The organism is Saccharopolyspora sp. NPDC003752 (assembly GCF_053605825.1).
The window spans coordinates 64723-80453 of the sequence record NZ_JBSGJZ010000011.1; the positions used below are offsets into that span (position 1 = coordinate 64723).

The window sequence follows — 15731 nt, forward strand, 5'->3', positions numbered from 1 at the left end:
AGGTCAGCTGATGCGTTCCTACGTGTTCCCGGGTCAGGGAGTGCAGAAGAAGGGAATGGGCAAGGGCCTGTTCGAGCACTTCCCGGAGCTGTGCCGGCAAGCCGACGAGGTGCTCGGGTATTCGATCGAGGCGCTGTGCTTGGAGAATCCCGACCGGCAGCTGAGCGGAACCACGTACGCGCAGCCCGCGATCTACGTCGTGAACGCGCTGCACTACCTGACGGCGCGCCGGCAGGGCGCGGCGCCCGCGGATTACCTGGCAGGCCACAGCCTCGGCGAGTACAACGCGCTTTTCGCGGCAGGCGCCTTCGACTTCGAAACCGGCTTGCGGCTGGTGAAGCGTCGCGCGGAGCTGATGGGCCAGGCCGACGGCGGCGGGATGGTGGCGGTGGTCGGCGTTTCTGGGGAAACCATCGCGGAGACCCTGGAAGCGCATGGCGTCGCGGACGTCGTCATCGCCAACTACAACGCTCCCGAGCAGCACGTGCTGTCCGGGAGCAAGGAAGGGCTGGAGCGGATCAAGCCGGTCTTCGAAAAGCTGGACGGCGTCCGGGGATTCGTTCCGCTCCGGGTCAGCGGGGCCTTCCACTCGCCGTGGATGGCGACGGCCGCCGAGGAGTTCCGGGCGTTCCTGGACGCGGTCGACTTCGGTGAGCTCCGGACGCCCGTCGTCTCCAACGTGACCGGCCTGCCCTTCGGATCGGGCGCGAAAGCCATCCGGGAAACGCTGGCAGATCAGATAACCCACGCGGTCCGATGGGTGGAGTGCGTGCGGTACATGCGAAAAGCCGGCGTGTCGACCTTCGAGGAGCTGGGCGGGAGCAAGGTCCTGACGTCCCTCGTCGACCAGATCCCGGCGGAGGAGCCGGAAGACGCCGGGCCCTGGCGCGAATACCGCGACGAACGCGTACTGGCACTGCTTCGCGATTGCGCGAACGGAAACCTCGGCGTCGGCGAAGTCATTGCAACGATCCGCGCCGGCGGAACGTCTCATCGGTGAGCGACCGAGCCCGCCCGGCTCGACACCGTCGCTCAGCGCACATCTCGCAGCAATGGAGTTCTTCCAGTCATGATGTTCATCGATTACCTCGACCGAGGTTCCAGCATCAACCCCCAGGCGCCGTGCATGGTCGATCCCGACGGCACCGTGCTGATGACGCACGAGGAGTTCACCTCGGTCAGCCACCGGGTCGCGGTGGGGCTGTTGGACGAGGGCTTAGAGCAGGGCGAACGCGTGTCCATACTGAGCCCGCCCGACGCGTACGCGTTCGCCTGCGCGGTCGGCGTGATCCGCGCCGGCGGCATCTGGATGGCGGGGCACGCGGCCAGCGCGGCGGACGACCTCGTCGACTTCCTCAACCTCGCGAAGTGCACCCGGCTGATCTACCACGGTTCTCAGGCCGATCTCGCCGCGACGCTCATCGAGCGCGTCCCCACCCTGCGGACGACGGTTTCGATCGGCCCCGGCCGCGAGGGCGACCCGGAGCTGACCACCTGGATGGCACCGGAAGGCGCGACGGCGCCGCTGCTCCCGGTGGACACCAGCCAGAACATGCTGTTCATCAGAACCGGTGGCACCACCGGCAAACCGAAGATCGTGCCGATCAACAACCGGCAGGCGCACCTGATGTACGTCGCCGTGAGCGCGCACGCCGCCGAACCCGAGCCGCCCCGCTACATCTGCGCGACGCCGCTGGCCCACGCCGGCGGTTCGTTCGCCTTCCCGGCGATCGGTGCAGGGGGATCGGTCATCATCCACCGGGATGCGGTGCCCGAGGAGATCCTGACCTCGATCGAGCGCAACCGGGTGACCCGCATCTTCCTGCCGCCCTCGAACCTGTACGAGCTCCTGGCACATCCGTCGGTCCGCGACCACGACTACTCCTCGCTGCGCCACTTCTTCCTGACGGCATCGCCCGTCGCCCCCGAGCGAATGGCCGAGGCCGTGGACGTGTTCGGGCCGGTCATGACCCAGTTCTACTCGCAGTCCGAGGCGCCGCTGGCCCTCACGGTGCTCACCGCCGAGGACGCCGCACGGGCCGTGGCCCCGGACGGCGACCGCAGGCTGCTGGCCTCCTGCGGCAAGCCGACGGTCGTCGCCCGCGTCGAGATCATCGACGACGACGGCAACGTCCTGCCGCCCGAGCGGACCGGCGAGATCGCGGTCCGCTCCGACCTGGTTTTCCCCGGCTACTGGGAGAACCCGGAGGCGACCGCCGAAACCCGGCGGCCAGGCGGCTGGCACGGCACCGGCGACATCGGCCTGCGCGACGCGAACGGCTACATCTACATCGTCGACCGCAAGAAGGACCTGATCGTCACCCGCGGCGGGCTCAACGTGTTCTCCTCGGAGGTGGAGGCGGTGATCCACACCTTCCCCGAGGTCCACGACTGCGCGGTGATCGGCCTGCCGGACGAGGAGTGGGGCGAGGCCGTCACGGCGGTCGTCGAGCCGAAGCCGGGGCGGGACATCGATGCCGAGGCGATCATCCGGACCTGCGAGGAGCGGCTCGGCCCGGTGAAGGCGCCCAAGTCGATCCTGGTCCGCGGCCTGCCCCGGTCGCCCGCCGGCAAGGTGCTCAAGCGCGAGCTGCGCGACGAGTACTGGGACGCCCAGGCGCGGAAGGTGTGATGGCGGCAGTGCTCAAGACCCGCCGGCGGCGGACTTCCGCCCGGCCTGGCGGTGGAAGTCGAAGTACGTCGCCAGGAGGAATCAATGAGTGAAACAGCGGGGGGCACGCTCGGCCGCGATCAGGTGGCCGGGCCCGGTGCCGAGATCCTGCGCGGCTGGCGGCCGTTGACCGCCGCCACGGTCGGCATCGGTCTCGGGATCGCGTCGCTGCCGTTCTACACCTTCGGGTTGTTCATTCCGGAGCTCGAAGCGGAGTTCGGCTGGAGCCGCAGCCAGATCTCGTCGGTGCTGTTCATCGGCTCCATCATCAACATCATCCTGTCGCCCCTGATCGGTCTGGTCGTCGACCGCTACGGCGTGCGGATCCCGTCGGCGCTGTCCCTGGCCGCGCTCGGCGGGATCTTCATGGCGCTCTCGGCGGTCGGGCAGCCCTTCACGAGCTTCCTGCTGCTGTCGGCCCTGATGTACGTGGTGGCGGCGGCCTCTTCGCCGGTCTCGTTCACCCGCGCGGTCAACGAGCGGTTCGACCGGGCTCGCGGGATCGCGCTCGGCATCGCCTTGGCCGGTGCGGGGCTCGTCGCCTTCCTCGCACCGCAGATCCTCGGCGCGCAGATCGCGGAGGACTGGCGCGGTGTCTATCGCATCCTGGGGATCGTGGTGCTGGTGGGCGCGGTGGTCGTCGGCGTGCTGATGCCGCGCTCGCGCGGGCTCGCTCGCGCGGCAGCCCGCAAGGAGGTGTCCGCCGCCCCGCGGCTCGCGCCGCTGCTGCGCACCGCGCTTTTCGGCCGCCTCGCGGTGACTTTCCTCCTCCTCGCGCTCGCGCTCGGCGGCATGTCGGTGCACTTGGTCCCGCTGTTGCGCGACGCCGGTGTGCCGGCCGCCTCCGCGGCGGGAACGGCCAGCCTCGTCGGCGTGGCGCTGATCGTCGGGCGGCTGGTGGTGGGCCTGCTCGTCGACCGCTTCTTCGCGCCGAAGGTCGCCGCCATCGTGCTCGCCGTCGCCGCGGCCGGGTTCCTCGCCCTGCTGCTCGGCGGTCCCGACCTCGCCGTCGTGGCCGCGATCGGCCTCGGCCTGTCGCTGGGCGGCGAGGTGGACGTCATGGGGTACCTCACCGCCCGCTACTACGACCTGACCTGCTACGGCCGCCTGTTCGGCGTGCTGTACGCGATCTTCGTCGTCGGGATCGGCGCAAGCCCGTTGCTGATCTCGTGGCTGCGCAGCGCGACCGGTGGTTACGACGTCGCCCTCATCGCGTCCGTGGGGCTTCTCGCCGTCGCGAGCGTTCTGCTGCTGACCGCACCGCGGTTCCCGGAAAAGACCATGGCAGAGCGGGAGGAAGTGAGCGTGTGAGCCGGCCTTCTCGCTGATCCCGCGCAAAGCAATCGGGCCTCTGCTGGTCGACCAGCAGAGGCCCTCCTGCTATCCGCCACTGGGATCAGGACGGGAACCCGGCGTTCACGACGTCAGGTATTCGTACTGGCTCGGCAGGGAACCGACGAGCCGGGCGCTCTCCTCCCGCACCCGGGCCATTTCCGCACGCGCCGCGGTGTCGTCGAGGAAGTCGAGCGCGGGCAGCGACCGCTTGGGCAGATGACCGCCGAGGCCGAGCAGCATGACGTTGTAGGAGTACGGCTCGAAACCGTGGTAGTAGGGGTAAACCGACGTGTGGTCGGGTAGCCGGACGGACCACGCCTCCAGCCGCTCGTCCAGTCCGGGCGGCAGCGGCCGCTCCTTGGTGGCCTTCCAGTACGGCGTGTCGGCCCGCGCGGCGCACCGGTAGTGCACCACCAGGAAGTCGCGGACGCCGTCCAGGCAGCGCGCGACCGCCCGGTTGTAGCTGGCGATCAGCTCCGGTTCCCAGTTGGCGTCCGGGAAGTGCTTCACCAGCTGCTCGACGCCGTGCTGGATGAAGAAGATCCCGGTGGACTCCAGCGGCTCGACGAACCCGCTGGAAAGCCCGATCGCCACGCAGTTGCGCACCCAGGAGTTCCGGTTGCGGCCGATGCGCATCCGGATGTGGTTGGCTTCGGCGTCGGCGGCCTCCGGGCCGACGAACTCGCGCAGGGTCTTCTCGGCCTCCTCCGGCGAGCAGAACTCGTCGGCGTAGACGTAGCCGGTGCCGATGCGGTTGGACAGCGGGATCGTCCAGATCCAGCCGGAATCCTGCGCGGTGGCCGTCGTGCACGGGCGCATCCCGGTGTGCTCCATGTCGGCCGGCACGCGCAGCGCCACGGCGCGGTTGTTCGGCAGGTACTCCTGGTACGACTCGAACGGCTCCTCCAGCACCTGGTTGATCAGCAGGCCGCGGAATCCGGTGCAGTCGATGAACAGGTCACCGGTGATGTCGCCGTGTTCGCGGGTGACCAGGTGGCTGATCCAGCCCCGCTCGTCCTGGCGCACCTCCAGCACGTCGTCGCGCACTCGGCGGATTCCCCGGCGGGTGCCGAAGTCGGCGAGGAACTCGGCCAGCAGGGATGCGTCGAAGTGGTAGGCGTACGGGAACTGGGTGTCCTGATCGGACATCGTGCTCTGGCGCTTCCGGTCACCGCCGTCGTGCAGGGACCGCTCGAACAGTTCGCCGTCCGAGTACTTGGGCGCCCGCTTGGCGTCGACCAGCTCGGGGATCACCATGCAGTCCTTGTCGAACCGCTCGCCGCCGAGCTTGAGCCACCAGTCGGCCATGGTGAACCCGTGCACCTTGGCCATCCGTTCGAACGGGTGGTAGAAGACGTGGCCCGGTTCGCGCCAGTTCTCGAATCTGATGGCCAGCTTGTAGGACGCGTGGCAGGCCGGCATCCAGTCCCGTTCGGCCAACCCCAGGTAGTCGAAGAAGTGCCGAACGGTGCTGAAGGTCGCCTCTCCCACGCCGATGGTGGGCACGCGGGCGGACTCGACCAGGGTCACCGAAATCTGGTCGCCCAGCGCTTCCTTCAGGTAAGTCGCGGTCATCCAACCGGCAGTACCTCCACCGACTATGACGACGTTGCGGAGCATGTCCCACCTCTTCGCGGATCTTCACCGGTTTTCCAGCCGCAGTGCAGCACGGCCGGACGTCCGGGCGCGACTGCTCGTTCGGGCACTGGGCGTGGACCATTGGTGGGGCTCGTTGGGGCGTCCGTTTGGGCACTGGTTACCGAACGGCCCCGTTCCTAACCTTGGCTTCGTGACCGCCCAGAGCAGTCCCTCCGCCGAACCGGCGCGCGAACGACGGGCGCGGCCGCGTTCGAGGAGCCGATGAGCGGTTTCCCGGTGGAGTCGCCGTGGTGAAGTCCATCGGACGCGACGCCGTACCGCGGGGACTGCCCCGCATTTCGTCGTGGCCGAGTCGGTGTCCGGCGACACTCCGCTGCGGTGCGGCAGGCACGGTCCTCGACCGCGCCCCCGCCGGCAGTGCCGAGCCGAACGGTTTCCGAGATGTTGCCGACCGAGGAGGTTTCCGTGGTCCAGCCGGACCAGCGAAACTGCGCTGAGCACGCTGTGGGGTCCCGCTACCGCGACGTACTGCGGCTCGATCAACTCCTGAGCTGCCAACCGGAAAAGGGCACGCACGACGAATTGATGTTCGTCATCGTCCACCAGGTGCACGAGCTGTGGTTCAAGCTGATGCTGTTCGAGCTGGAGGAGGCGCGCGACCTCCTGGTGGCCGACCGGCTCGACGCGGCCGAACACCTGCTGCGCCGGCTCGTCGCGATCCAGAACGTGCTGATCTCGCAGTGGGCCGTGCTCGACACCATGCTGCCGATGGACTTCCTCGCCTTCCGGGACACCCTCCGGGGCGGCAGCGGCTTCGAGTCCGTGCAGCATCGCGAGATCGAGTTCCTGGCCGGGCGGAAGGACGCCGGCTACCTGGACCAGGTTCAGCTCACCGACGACGAGCGCGAACGCCTGGTCCGCAGGCTGGAAGAACCCAGTCTGCGGGAGGCGTTCATCGCCCTGGTCGAGAAGCGGGGGGTCGATTCGCTCGCCAAGGTCTGGCAGCAGGGCTACCAAGACCTGCCCGCCGCGCACTGGGAACTGCTGCGGGTGGCCGAGGCCCTGCTCGACGTCGATCAGGCGTACGGCCGGTGGCGAACGCACCACGCGCTGAGCGTCGAGCGCCAGATCGGGTACAAACCGGGCACCGGTGGATCAACCGGAGTGGAGTACCTGCGCTCTCGCATAACTTCCCGCCTATTCCCGGAACTCTGGGAGGTCCGGTCCCAGCTGTGACGGTCTTCCGCGCTCGTCGCGGCCGGGGCTTGCCGGGTGGGCGTGTGCTCCGTTGCAGCGCCCACCTCGACCCCTTCAGGTCAACTGGTCAACAAGCCATCGCGGATGGCGTAGGCGACCGCGAGAGTCCGATTGGGACAGTTCAGCTTGGCCAGCAGGTTGGCGACATGCCGCTTGGCTCCGTGCGCGGAGATGCCGAGCCGGCGGCCGACCTGCTTGTTGCTCATCCCCTCGGCGAGCAAGCCGAGGACCTGTCGTTCGCGCGGCGTGAGGCGGACGGTGCTCGTTCGCGGCTGGCCTCGGCGGCGAAGCTCCGTGATCAGCTTCCTGGCGAGCGAGGACGGCAGCGCCATATCACCGCGCTGCAGTCGTATCAGGGCGTCTTCGAGGTTCTGCGGATCGACCGCGGACTCCAGGAGGAATCCGTCCGCCGACAGCGTCGCGGCCTGGGCGACCACGTCATCGCTGGCGTCGCGCAGCAGCGCGACCGTCTTCACGCCGCGCTTCGCCGCGACCGAGGAGATCTGCTCGAACTCCGCCAATTCGTCGGCGGAAATGAGGGCAACGTCGAAAGGACGGTTTTCCAGGAGGGTCACGGCCTCTCGGAAATCGGCACAGCCGTGCACGAAGTTCACCAGGGAAAGACTGCGCAGCATGTACGTGAGGCCCCATCTCGAGACCTCGTTGGGAAGGGACACCAGGACGGCCAGTTCCGCGTTGCGGAATCGGGCGATGCCATCCGCGTCATGTCGACCTGCGGCGGGTTCCCATTTGTTTCCTAATGGAATTATATCCCCGTTGATGACGCAACTTCCTTTCGTGCGGGGCGGACTGCTCGTGTCGTTGGAATTGCTCCGTACTTCTTCGATGCGGACACCTTTGTCGGCGTGGCGTCGTGCTATCGCTGGCCGTGTTCGTGCTGCATCCCCAGTTTTCCCGGTTCGTACGTCCCAACCGCGCCGTACCGGCTCTGCCGGTCCCAGCGGCCTTATCGGGGCGGGCGCCGCCGTTCGTTACTCATCGCACCGTGCCCTGCCCCTCCGTCTGCTCCCGTTGGGAAACCGGACGCCGGGTGCCGCCGGCGTCGGGTGACAAGTCGAAAATATCGAGTGCATCACGAGTATGTCACTGTGATCCCGGAAGATACGCTCAATGCAGTAGCAGAGCACTAGGTGGAAATCGTCAAATGGTGCAGTCGGGGCCGCCGGAAGACGCAGCGTCGTGGGGCGGTGTCCGATATCGGGCGTAACCCCACCCGCCAAGTGGTCGGTTTCGCATGCCGACCACATGCCTGGCCGGTGTGCCCGGATTCGGAAGTAAGCGAAGTGCGGGACAACGCGCTGGTCAGCGCGTTGGATGGAGCCTGGGGTTGGCTGGCCCCGTTCCGGGCGTGGAGTGCGTTCGCCGATCGTGGTGGCGGTCACGCCGACCGCCTTCGATCGGATACGGGATTGCGGCGCCTGGCGCGTCAGTTTCCCTGCGGGGCGTACTTGCCGCCGGCCATGACCTGATCGACGATGCCGTAGGGGGCCGCATCGATGGTCGAGAGGCGAAGGTGGTTGCGAAGGTCGCGAGCGATGGTGTCCGAATCCTGCCCGGTCTTCGCGGCGAGGAGCCGCACCATTTCATCGGACCATTTCTGGTGGTCCGCCGTCGTCGGCGTCACGGGCTCCCCGTCGAGACCCTCGTCGTGGTCGGGTTGCCGCAGGACCACGTACGATCCCGGAAGGATGTACCTCTTGCCGATCGCTCCGGAGCACAGCACGAGAGTCGCCGCTGATCCCACTGTGCCGATCGCCCAGGTCGAAACCTCCGGCTTGATGCAGTTGATCGCATCGCAAATCGCGAATCCGGCCGGTAAAGACCCGGCGGCGCTGTCGATGTAGAGCTTGATTTCCGAATCCGGATCCGTGGCGTTCAGCAGCAGCAATTGCGATATCGCGGCGGTCGAGGAATTTCTGCTCAGCTCGCCGCTGATGATGATCGTCCGATCATCGAACATATCGTTCATCAACTTGTTCATCGCCCAACTGTGTATGGGCATCTCGCGCTGCTCGCTTCCCTCGTCGCGGTTTCGCGTGCGAAGATCACTGTAGTCCTGATCGCCGGAACACGTGCTTTCGGCACGACCGGTTCGCTGAGAGCGTACGTCCGCGGCAAGGGAAATCCTGGAAGCATTCGGCCGAACGCATTGCGCGGCACGACGCCGATGTGGTGCGGCAATGCCCGGTCTGACGTTCGCCGGCCGGTCTGCGCCAGTGTTCCCCGCCGGGAGTTCAGGCGGGGACGGGGTGCCGGTCGGAGCCGTCGAAGGGCGGGTAGTTCTCGCCGGCCACTCTTTCCGCCGCGTCGATGTAGTCGATGAGCGCGTCCCGGGATCGGGCGAGCTTCTCCAGCTGGTCGTTCAGCCGTTGCAGCCGCGTTCGCATCGCGGCCAGCAGCTCGGGGCAGCCGACCAGTTCCGGGGCCTCGCCGATCGCGCAGGGCAGCAGGTATGCGATGTCCTCTGAGGACAGACCGGCGCCGAGCAGGTGCCGGATCTGCTTCACCCGCAGCACGGCGTCCTCGTCGTACTCGCGGTAGCCGTTCGCGCTGCGGTCCGCCTCCAGCAGGCCCTGGGCCTCGTAGTAGCGCAGCTGGTGGGTGTTGACGCCCGTCCGGCGACTCAGTTCCCCGATCCGCATCGACAACCTCGCTTGACATTCACACCGGTATCAACGTTGACGATGCTGCCATGAACGACGAAAACCACGCACCGGTCGCAATCATCGGGCTCGGGCTCATGGGCCAGGCCCTCGCCGGGGCGTTCCTGAAGGCCGGGCACCCCACGACCGTGTGGAACCGCACGACTGCCAAGGCCAACCGGTTGGTGGCGGCAGGGGCACGGCTGGCGCCGACGGTCGGCGACGCGCTCAGGGCTGGCTCCGTGACGATCATCTGCCTCACCGACTACCAGGCCGTGCGCGAACTGCTCGCCGCCGCCGATGCCGAGCTGGACGGCACGACGTTGATCAACCTGACCTCGGGCGACTCGACCCAGGCCAGGGAAACCGCCCGGTGGGCCGAGCAGCGCGGCGCGCGCTACCTGGACGGCGCCATCATGGCCATCCCGTCGGTGATCGGAACCGACGAGGCGGTGATCCTGCACAGCGGGCCGCAGTCGGACTTCGCGGCGCACGAGTCGACGCTCGGCGCGCTCGGCACCGTCACCTACCTCGGCGCCGACCACGGGCTGGCGTCCCTGTACGACGTGGCCGGGCTGGCGATGATGTGGAGCGTCCTGAACGCCTGGCTCCAGGGCACCGCCCTGCTCCGGACGGCCGGTGTCGACGCCGCGACGTATGCGCCGTTCGCGCAGCAGATCGCGGCGGGCGTGGCCGGATGGCTTCCCGGGTACGCCGAGCAGATCGACAGCGGCTCCTACCCGGCGGAGGTGTCGGCCCTGGAGACCGATGCGCGGGCGATGGCGCACCTGATCGAGGAGAGCGAGGCGGTGGGCGTCAACGCCGAACTGCCGAGGTTGATCAAGGCGATGGCCGACCGCTCGATCGCCGCCGGGCACGGTGGCGAGCAGTACCCCGTGCTGATCGAAGAGTTCGCCAGGCCCCGCAACGACTGATCGATCCGGCCTCGCGGTCGGTAGCCCGCCGCTCGGGCTACCGACCGCTCAGAACGCCGTCCCGACGATCCCGGATTCCTGGACGCGCAATGTCGAACGGGGACGGCGAATCCGAGGTCAGCAGGCGTTCGACGCTGAAGCCGGGACCGGTCTCGCGCCTCTTCGAAGTTCGTGCTTGACACCACTTCAAGTGGAGTACTACGTTTTGAGTACGACAGACGAAGTACTAATATCGAGGTGGTCAACCGATGCGAAAGCCCGTCGCTGCTCAGTTCTCGTTCCCGTCGGCCAAGGGCGGCAAGCGGGTTCAGCCGCACCCGCGCATGCCCCGGTCGGTGCCGGCTCGGCGCCCGCTGCCCAAGCCCGGCATCCGTCGCTGATCGACCACTTCGAAGAGGAGAAACCCCTTGCGAAAGCTCACCTACTTCGTCGGCTGCAGCGTCGACGGCTACATCGCCGGCGCCGATGGCTCGCTCGACGCGTTCTTCCCGCTGCCCGACGGGCTCGTCGAGCACCTCGTCGCGGAGTACCCGCAGACGCTGCCGACGCACCTGCACGGCATGTTGGGGGTCACCGACCTGGGCAACCGCTTCGACGCGGTGGTGATGGGGCGCGGCACGTACGAGCCGGGCGTGCGGGAGGGCGTCACCAGCCCGTACTCCCACCTGGACCAGTACGTGGTGTCGGGCAGCCTCACCAGCCCGGACCCCGCGGTCACCGTCCTCTCCGGCGACCCCGTCGAGGCGGTGCGGGCGCTCAAGCGCGAGCCGGGCGGCGGGATCTGGCTGGCCGGCGGCGGTAGCCTCGCCGCCTCGCTGCTGCCGGAGATCGACGAACTGGTTCTGAAGATCTACCCGTTCGTCCTCGGCAAGGGCATCGGCGTGTTCGACGGCGACATCGCGCCCACGCACCTCGCCCTCGCCGACGCGCACGTCCTCGGCAGCGGCGCGGCGATCCACACCTACGCCAGGAAGTGAGGCCGCCTCGTGAAGTTCACTCGCCCACGTAGCGGAGGCCGGTCCGGCGCAGCACGACCCACTGTTCGCCGGGCCGGTCCACGACGACCGGGTACCAGCGCGGCTGCAGCGCCGTGTGCAACTCCTCGCCCCGGCTGATCAGCGAGCTCACCGCGGGTTCGCCCACGACGATCAGGGCCGACCAGTCGACGTGCGCCATGAGGTAGTCCTCGGTGACGCCGAACTGGGCTTCCAGGAGCGTGACCACGTCGTGGCCGGTGTCCGGGCCCGACCTGACATCGCTGATGTCGGGCACCTCGTCGTCTTCGTCGTCTTCCCCGGTTTCGTCGTCGGTGATGTCCTCGTCTTCTTCGGCCTCGTGTTCGTCGTCCTCGTCGCGCTGCTCGTCCCACACGTACTTGTCGAGCTTGTAGATGCGCGTGCACAGGTCGAACGCCTGGTCATCGGAGAGGATCAGCGTCACCGTGCGGCCGTTGAGCAGGGTGAACGTCAGCTCCGCTTCCGGGGTGCCGTTGGTGCCGGGTTCGGCGTCGACGTTCCCGGCGACTTCCCCGAAAAGCTCGGAATCGGCGGGGCTCTCGTTGCCCGCGCCCAGCGAGGGGAGGTTCGCGGCCATCTCCACCACGCAGCGCGCGGCGGTCCAGAACGCCTCCTTGTCCCGGAATTCCTTGCGGCTGCTGGTCAGCGTCCGGCCGAATCCCAGCGTCTCGACGCGCGCATCCACCGTGCCGGTGCCGGTCGCGTTCTCCCAGATCGCGGTGACCGTGACGTTGTTGGCCAGTCGTTTCCGGTAGTTCTCGATGTGGCCGTGCCGGGCGAGCTCCCAGCCGCGCACCTTCTGGGGCCAATCGTCTTTCACAGCGGGATTCCTTCCGGGCGAACGACATGTCGTTTCCCTCCGACGTGCCGTCGACCACGATCGTTCCCGCAGCGCGCCGCCGGCTGGCGAACCGCGGTCCGCCACCGTCCACAGCGCAGGCGACGATGACGCTGGAGGACCACCGGCGGGCCTTCACCACGTTCTCGGCGTCGTTGATGGCGGACTTCGAGCGCTACCTGGCGCAGGAAGGTGCCGATCCCGTGACCGACGGAGTGGTCTACCGGCAGGCCGCGATGTGGCTGACGGAGGAAGAATTCGCCGCGCTGATCGACGAAGTCCAGGCAGCGATCATCGCGCGAACGGGCAACGAGCCGAGCGATGACCGCGCCCGCCACGTGATCAGCCTCGTCGTCATGCCGAACAACCCGCCGGGCCAACCCACCTCGGCAGCCGAAGCGGACGGATGATCGACGGTCGAGGAACATCCACTTCGGACAGACAGGTGCCGAAGCTTGCGCGCTACGCCTTGGCGTTCTTGCGGAGCTTCGCGGACCGCTCGGGTGGCGATCGGGCCGAGCCCTTCCAGGGCGTCCACCAGCTCGGCGAGCCTGCCGAGAGCTTCGAGCGCCTGCTCGCCGCCTTCGAGGTCGACCGACTCGAACATCGTGAGGCCGAGGAAGCTCTCCGACACGGTGTGCGCCAGCGCGCTCGGGTAGGCCACCTCGGCCAGCGGCGACCCCGCCAGCACTCGCTCCAGCGCTGTGCGCACCTCGACGATCCACTTGTCCAGCGCCGCGCGGGTGGCCTCCGCGAGTCGGCCACCAGCCTGCGCCCCGGCGACGGTCTGGGTCAGCAGGAGCGGTCGCTCAAGAAAGACGGATGCCACTGCTCGGGATCGGCTCGTGGCTTTCTGGAGTCGACGAAAGGCGTTGCTCGTCAAGCCGGATGCGTCGGGCCTGTAGTTCCGACGAGCCGCCTATCTGCTGTCGGTCACGCAGACCGAAAGCGGCGCCGGCATGACGACGGCCTGATTCCTCGTGATGATTGCCTGCCGCACGTTTTGGGGAAGGATCGCTGCTGGCTATGATCGCAGTACGTCTTTCGTGGAGCCCGTATCGCCTGTTGGCTTGCGATGGTATCGATAAAGCGTGTTTCTGGGAATTCCGGAATGTGTCACATCGGCGGCGGTTCTGTTTCTGTTCGTTCTTTCGTCGATACTCGTCCCAGTAGTGTGATGCCTCCGTATAAGGCCGATTTCGGCTCTGGCTCCCGATGGTTGCGCTCGTGGGTTTCTTATGTTCCATTAGTGGCGATACTGTCACCCGACTGGATCTCGAAAAATGAACGCGTGGGGCGGATAATAAGGTTGCGGAAATACTGTAGAGGGGGTCTGGTGTCAGAGTCAGAGGCAACCCGGGAGGTATATGACAGTGTCGATTCGGAGGAAGCAGAATCTGTCGATGATGCGCGGTTTATGATAAGTCACCTTGCTTCGTTGACTAACAATGCGGATACCAAAGCGGGCCTAGTGGCAACCGCGACCACGGTTTTGCTAGGAATTGCCTTTTCTCAACGTCGAGATGTAGCTCGTCTAGTGCAGCGGGCTGAAGATCTAGAGTGGATGCCGCTTGGCTCTTTTGTGCTCGTGCTACTTGGTGGTGCCGTCGCTGTCGGCGCCGTCGCGCGAGCTCTGTGGCCACGGCTATTGGTTTCAGGATACAGTCGTTATTCGTGGCCAGCGGTGGCGAAGGCCTCCTCTGAGGTACTCGTAGAGACTAGTTTTGGAGGTAAGCGTAATGAGGCATGGCGGACGGCTCATGATATGTCCCGAATACTTGCCGTTAAGTATAAATATCTTCGTGTGGCCATATCTTCGTGGCTCGTTTCGGCGATCTTCCTGTTGTGTTGGTTCGTGCTTGTGGGATAGAACTCTATGGCTGGTGACGTGCTGATGGTTAATCTCTGCTTCAGATGAAGAAGGCGGTCACCAATACGGTTCCTACACTCAGCCAGAGAAGTGATGAGATGTGAACATTTCGAACGCGGCGAGCTAGTCGCCTGGCTAGGCGGATTTTCCGCTGCACAGTCAGAAGTAGATCTTCTGTCGAATCGCAGTAGCTGTGTGTGATGTACCGTGCGGGGCGTCTGTAGTGACTAAATGGGAGTGCGGCGAGAAGTAAGAGATACCATGTAGCGTGGAGCAAGATGTACGACAAATTCGGCGCGGTCTTGAGAAAGGATGGGAGAAGATATCTGGATGCCAGCCACGCTGTGCCAAGGATGAACATAAAACGAATCGGAAGGCGTGCAAGCCCGATCACGAAGGACGGGTGCCCATCGAGCAAGTTCGCGACAAGTCCATCTGTGAGGCTGAACATCTAGATGTCATTCGTCGTGTGCGGTACCTTGGTTTGCCCGTTGTGAGTGGTACTCGGGCTTTCTCGTGGGTTGTCTTCGGCGTCAGCAGGGGAGTCGTAACCCTCGCTCTTCTTGCGGTTCGCCAGCGGCAGCACTTCGGCACCCTCCTGGACTTCTGACTTCTTTTTCTCTCTCCTGCGAGGCTCGGTCGAAATAGGTTCCATTGTGATGCGAGGCCTGACTGAGCGAAAGCGTTCCAAGATGTTCTGCAACGCATCCTTGACTTCGTGCTCCGCTTCGATGTCTTGGATCGCCCCAGACCCTATGAGTTCTCCGACGACGCTGATTGTCGTTGCCAAATTCTTGTCCTCTTGCTGGGACATATAGTCGAGTATCTCCAGGACGGACTTTGGGTTCTGGGCCAAGTGATATGCGAGCATCCCGCCTGTGCCGCGCTGCACGTACTGCTCGACGTGTCCCGATCGGATGTTCACGATCTCAGCTGATTGCTCTTCTCGGCGCTTCATCAGCTCGTGAGCGCGTAGCATGTTGTCCTGGTCCATCTCCAGTGTTGCACCGAGAACCTCAATGCCCTGTGAGACAGCTGGAGTTTGGGAGCTCAACTCCTCGTTGAGGACGTCCTCGACTTTGCCCAAATTCTCGAGATCGAAACTTCTCGATATCCGTCGCAGAGATACCGCGACGCTTGCGGTGAAGGCTGCCGCCCCGTCCGAGACACTGGACCGAACTACTTCCTTTGGATCGACAACTCTCCACCGAACCTCCATGTTCGCGCGGAATCTCAGAATGTCGTTCTTGCACGGCAGTGTCAGAGGGATAACCTGCCTGTGCTGTTTCATGTCGATCTCGAAGTACCTCCTGATATGCCCGAATGCCCATGTGGTAGCGGGAAGTCGATCAGGCACGTATTTCAGTTCACCCCGGGACGTGAGTAATACCAGAGATGTATCGTGTTTTACTGTCGGCCGCCGTCCGAGTACTCGCCATGGTCCGATGGTTCGAGTGTTGGTAATCGGAGATTGGGCATTGCGGCGGCGAGTGCCGGCGAGATCTTCGTACTGTTTGATCTGTTCGACAAGCTCGTGCATTATGAAC

15 protein-coding genes are annotated in these 15731 nt (G+C 65.8%); 9 read left to right on the forward strand and 6 right to left on the reverse strand.

Annotated elements, in window-relative coordinates; all coding sequences use genetic code 11:
• Positions 1 to 10: 10 nt before the first annotated feature.
• From fabD to ACWEV3_RS16515, 3 genes are all read left to right on the forward strand, one after another.
• Positions 11 to 1000, forward strand: coding sequence for an ACP S-malonyltransferase (fabD, locus tag ACWEV3_RS16505; protein ID WP_452614686.1), 990 nt, complete (start codon positions 11 to 13; stop codon positions 998 to 1000).
• Positions 1001 to 1069: 69 nt separating this feature from the next.
• The gene (locus tag ACWEV3_RS16510; protein ID WP_452614687.1) at positions 1070 to 2632 is read left to right on the forward strand and encodes an AMP-binding protein; all 1563 of its coding nucleotides are present in this window, start codon (positions 1070 to 1072) and stop codon (positions 2630 to 2632) included.
• A gap of 84 nt (positions 2633 to 2716) precedes the next feature.
• The gene (locus ACWEV3_RS16515) at positions 2717 to 3982 is read left to right on the forward strand and encodes an MFS transporter (RefSeq protein ID WP_452614688.1); all 1266 of its coding nucleotides are present in this window, start codon (positions 2717 to 2719) and stop codon (positions 3980 to 3982) included.
• Between the two features lie 105 nt (positions 3983 to 4087).
• On the opposite strand, the gene ACWEV3_RS16520 is transcribed toward ACWEV3_RS16515, so the two are convergent.
• The gene (locus ACWEV3_RS16520; RefSeq protein ID WP_452614689.1) at positions 4088 to 5626 is read right to left on the reverse strand and encodes a tryptophan halogenase family protein; all 1539 of its coding nucleotides are present in this window, start codon (positions 5624 to 5626) and stop codon (positions 4088 to 4090) included.
• 420 nt (positions 5627 to 6046) lie between these two features.
• Here ACWEV3_RS16520 and ACWEV3_RS16525 point away from each other — a divergent pair, with 420 nt between their 5' ends.
• Positions 6047 to 6841 carry a tryptophan 2,3-dioxygenase gene (locus ACWEV3_RS16525; RefSeq protein WP_452614690.1) on the forward strand — a complete coding sequence of 265 codons (795 nt, stop codon included), beginning with the start codon at positions 6047 to 6049 and terminating at the stop codon, positions 6839 to 6841.
• 80 nt (positions 6842 to 6921) lie between these two features.
• Here ACWEV3_RS16525 and ACWEV3_RS16530 read toward each other — a convergent pair whose 3' ends face one another.
• The 3 genes from ACWEV3_RS16530 to ACWEV3_RS16540 all read right to left on the reverse strand — a co-directional run bounded on the left by ACWEV3_RS16530 (position 6922) and on the right by ACWEV3_RS16540 (position 9525).
• Positions 6922 to 7476, reverse strand: a complete 555-nt coding sequence (locus tag ACWEV3_RS16530) for a LuxR C-terminal-related transcriptional regulator (RefSeq protein WP_452614691.1) — start codon at positions 7474 to 7476, stop codon at positions 6922 to 6924.
• Between the two features lie 833 nt (positions 7477 to 8309).
• Positions 8310 to 8864 (reverse strand): ATP-dependent Clp protease proteolytic subunit, encoded by a 555-nt coding sequence (locus tag ACWEV3_RS16535; RefSeq protein WP_452614692.1) that lies wholly within the window; start codon positions 8862 to 8864, stop codon positions 8310 to 8312.
• Between the two features lie 253 nt (positions 8865 to 9117).
• Positions 9118 to 9525 carry a MerR family transcriptional regulator gene (locus ACWEV3_RS16540; protein ID WP_452614693.1) on the reverse strand — a complete coding sequence of 136 codons (408 nt, stop codon included), beginning with the start codon at positions 9523 to 9525 and terminating at the stop codon, positions 9118 to 9120.
• 50 nt (positions 9526 to 9575) lie between these two features.
• On the opposite strand from ACWEV3_RS16540, the gene ACWEV3_RS16545 reads away from it, so the two are divergent.
• From ACWEV3_RS16545 to ACWEV3_RS16555, 3 genes are all read left to right on the forward strand, one after another.
• Entirely contained in the window at positions 9576 to 10460 is an 885-nt protein-coding gene (locus ACWEV3_RS16545; protein ID WP_452614694.1) for an NAD(P)-dependent oxidoreductase, read from the forward strand.
• Positions 10461 to 10708: 248 nt separating this feature from the next.
• A complete protein-coding gene (locus tag ACWEV3_RS16550) occupies positions 10709 to 10840 on the forward strand; it encodes a hypothetical protein (protein WP_452614695.1) in 132 nt (43 codons plus the stop codon).
• Positions 10841 to 10867: 27 nt separating this feature from the next.
• Entirely contained in the window at positions 10868 to 11437 is a 570-nt protein-coding gene (locus ACWEV3_RS16555) for a dihydrofolate reductase family protein (RefSeq protein WP_452614696.1), read from the forward strand.
• A gap of 16 nt (positions 11438 to 11453) precedes the next feature.
• Here the strand turns inward: ACWEV3_RS16555 and ACWEV3_RS16560 are convergent, their stop codons facing one another.
• Complete coding sequence (locus ACWEV3_RS16560) at positions 11454 to 12296, reverse strand: hypothetical protein (RefSeq protein ID WP_452614697.1); 843 nt, start codon at positions 12294 to 12296, stop codon at positions 11454 to 11456.
• A gap of 26 nt (positions 12297 to 12322) precedes the next feature.
• On the opposite strand from ACWEV3_RS16560, the gene ACWEV3_RS16565 reads away from it, so the two are divergent.
• On the forward strand, positions 12323 to 12724 hold the full coding sequence (locus tag ACWEV3_RS16565) for a hypothetical protein (RefSeq protein WP_452614698.1): 402 nt from the start codon (positions 12323 to 12325) through the stop codon (positions 12722 to 12724).
• The gene (locus tag ACWEV3_RS16570) at positions 12721 to 13344 is read left to right on the forward strand and encodes a hypothetical protein (protein WP_452614699.1); all 624 of its coding nucleotides are present in this window, start codon (positions 12721 to 12723) and stop codon (positions 13342 to 13344) included. Before ACWEV3_RS16565 ends, ACWEV3_RS16570 begins: the two co-directional genes overlap by 4 nt.
• 1291 nt (positions 13345 to 14635) lie before the next feature.
• Here ACWEV3_RS16570 and ACWEV3_RS16575 read toward each other — a convergent pair.
• Complete coding sequence (locus ACWEV3_RS16575) at positions 14636 to 15724, reverse strand: hypothetical protein (RefSeq protein WP_452614700.1); 1089 nt, start codon at positions 15722 to 15724, stop codon at positions 14636 to 14638.
• Positions 15725 to 15731 lie beyond the last annotated feature (7 nt).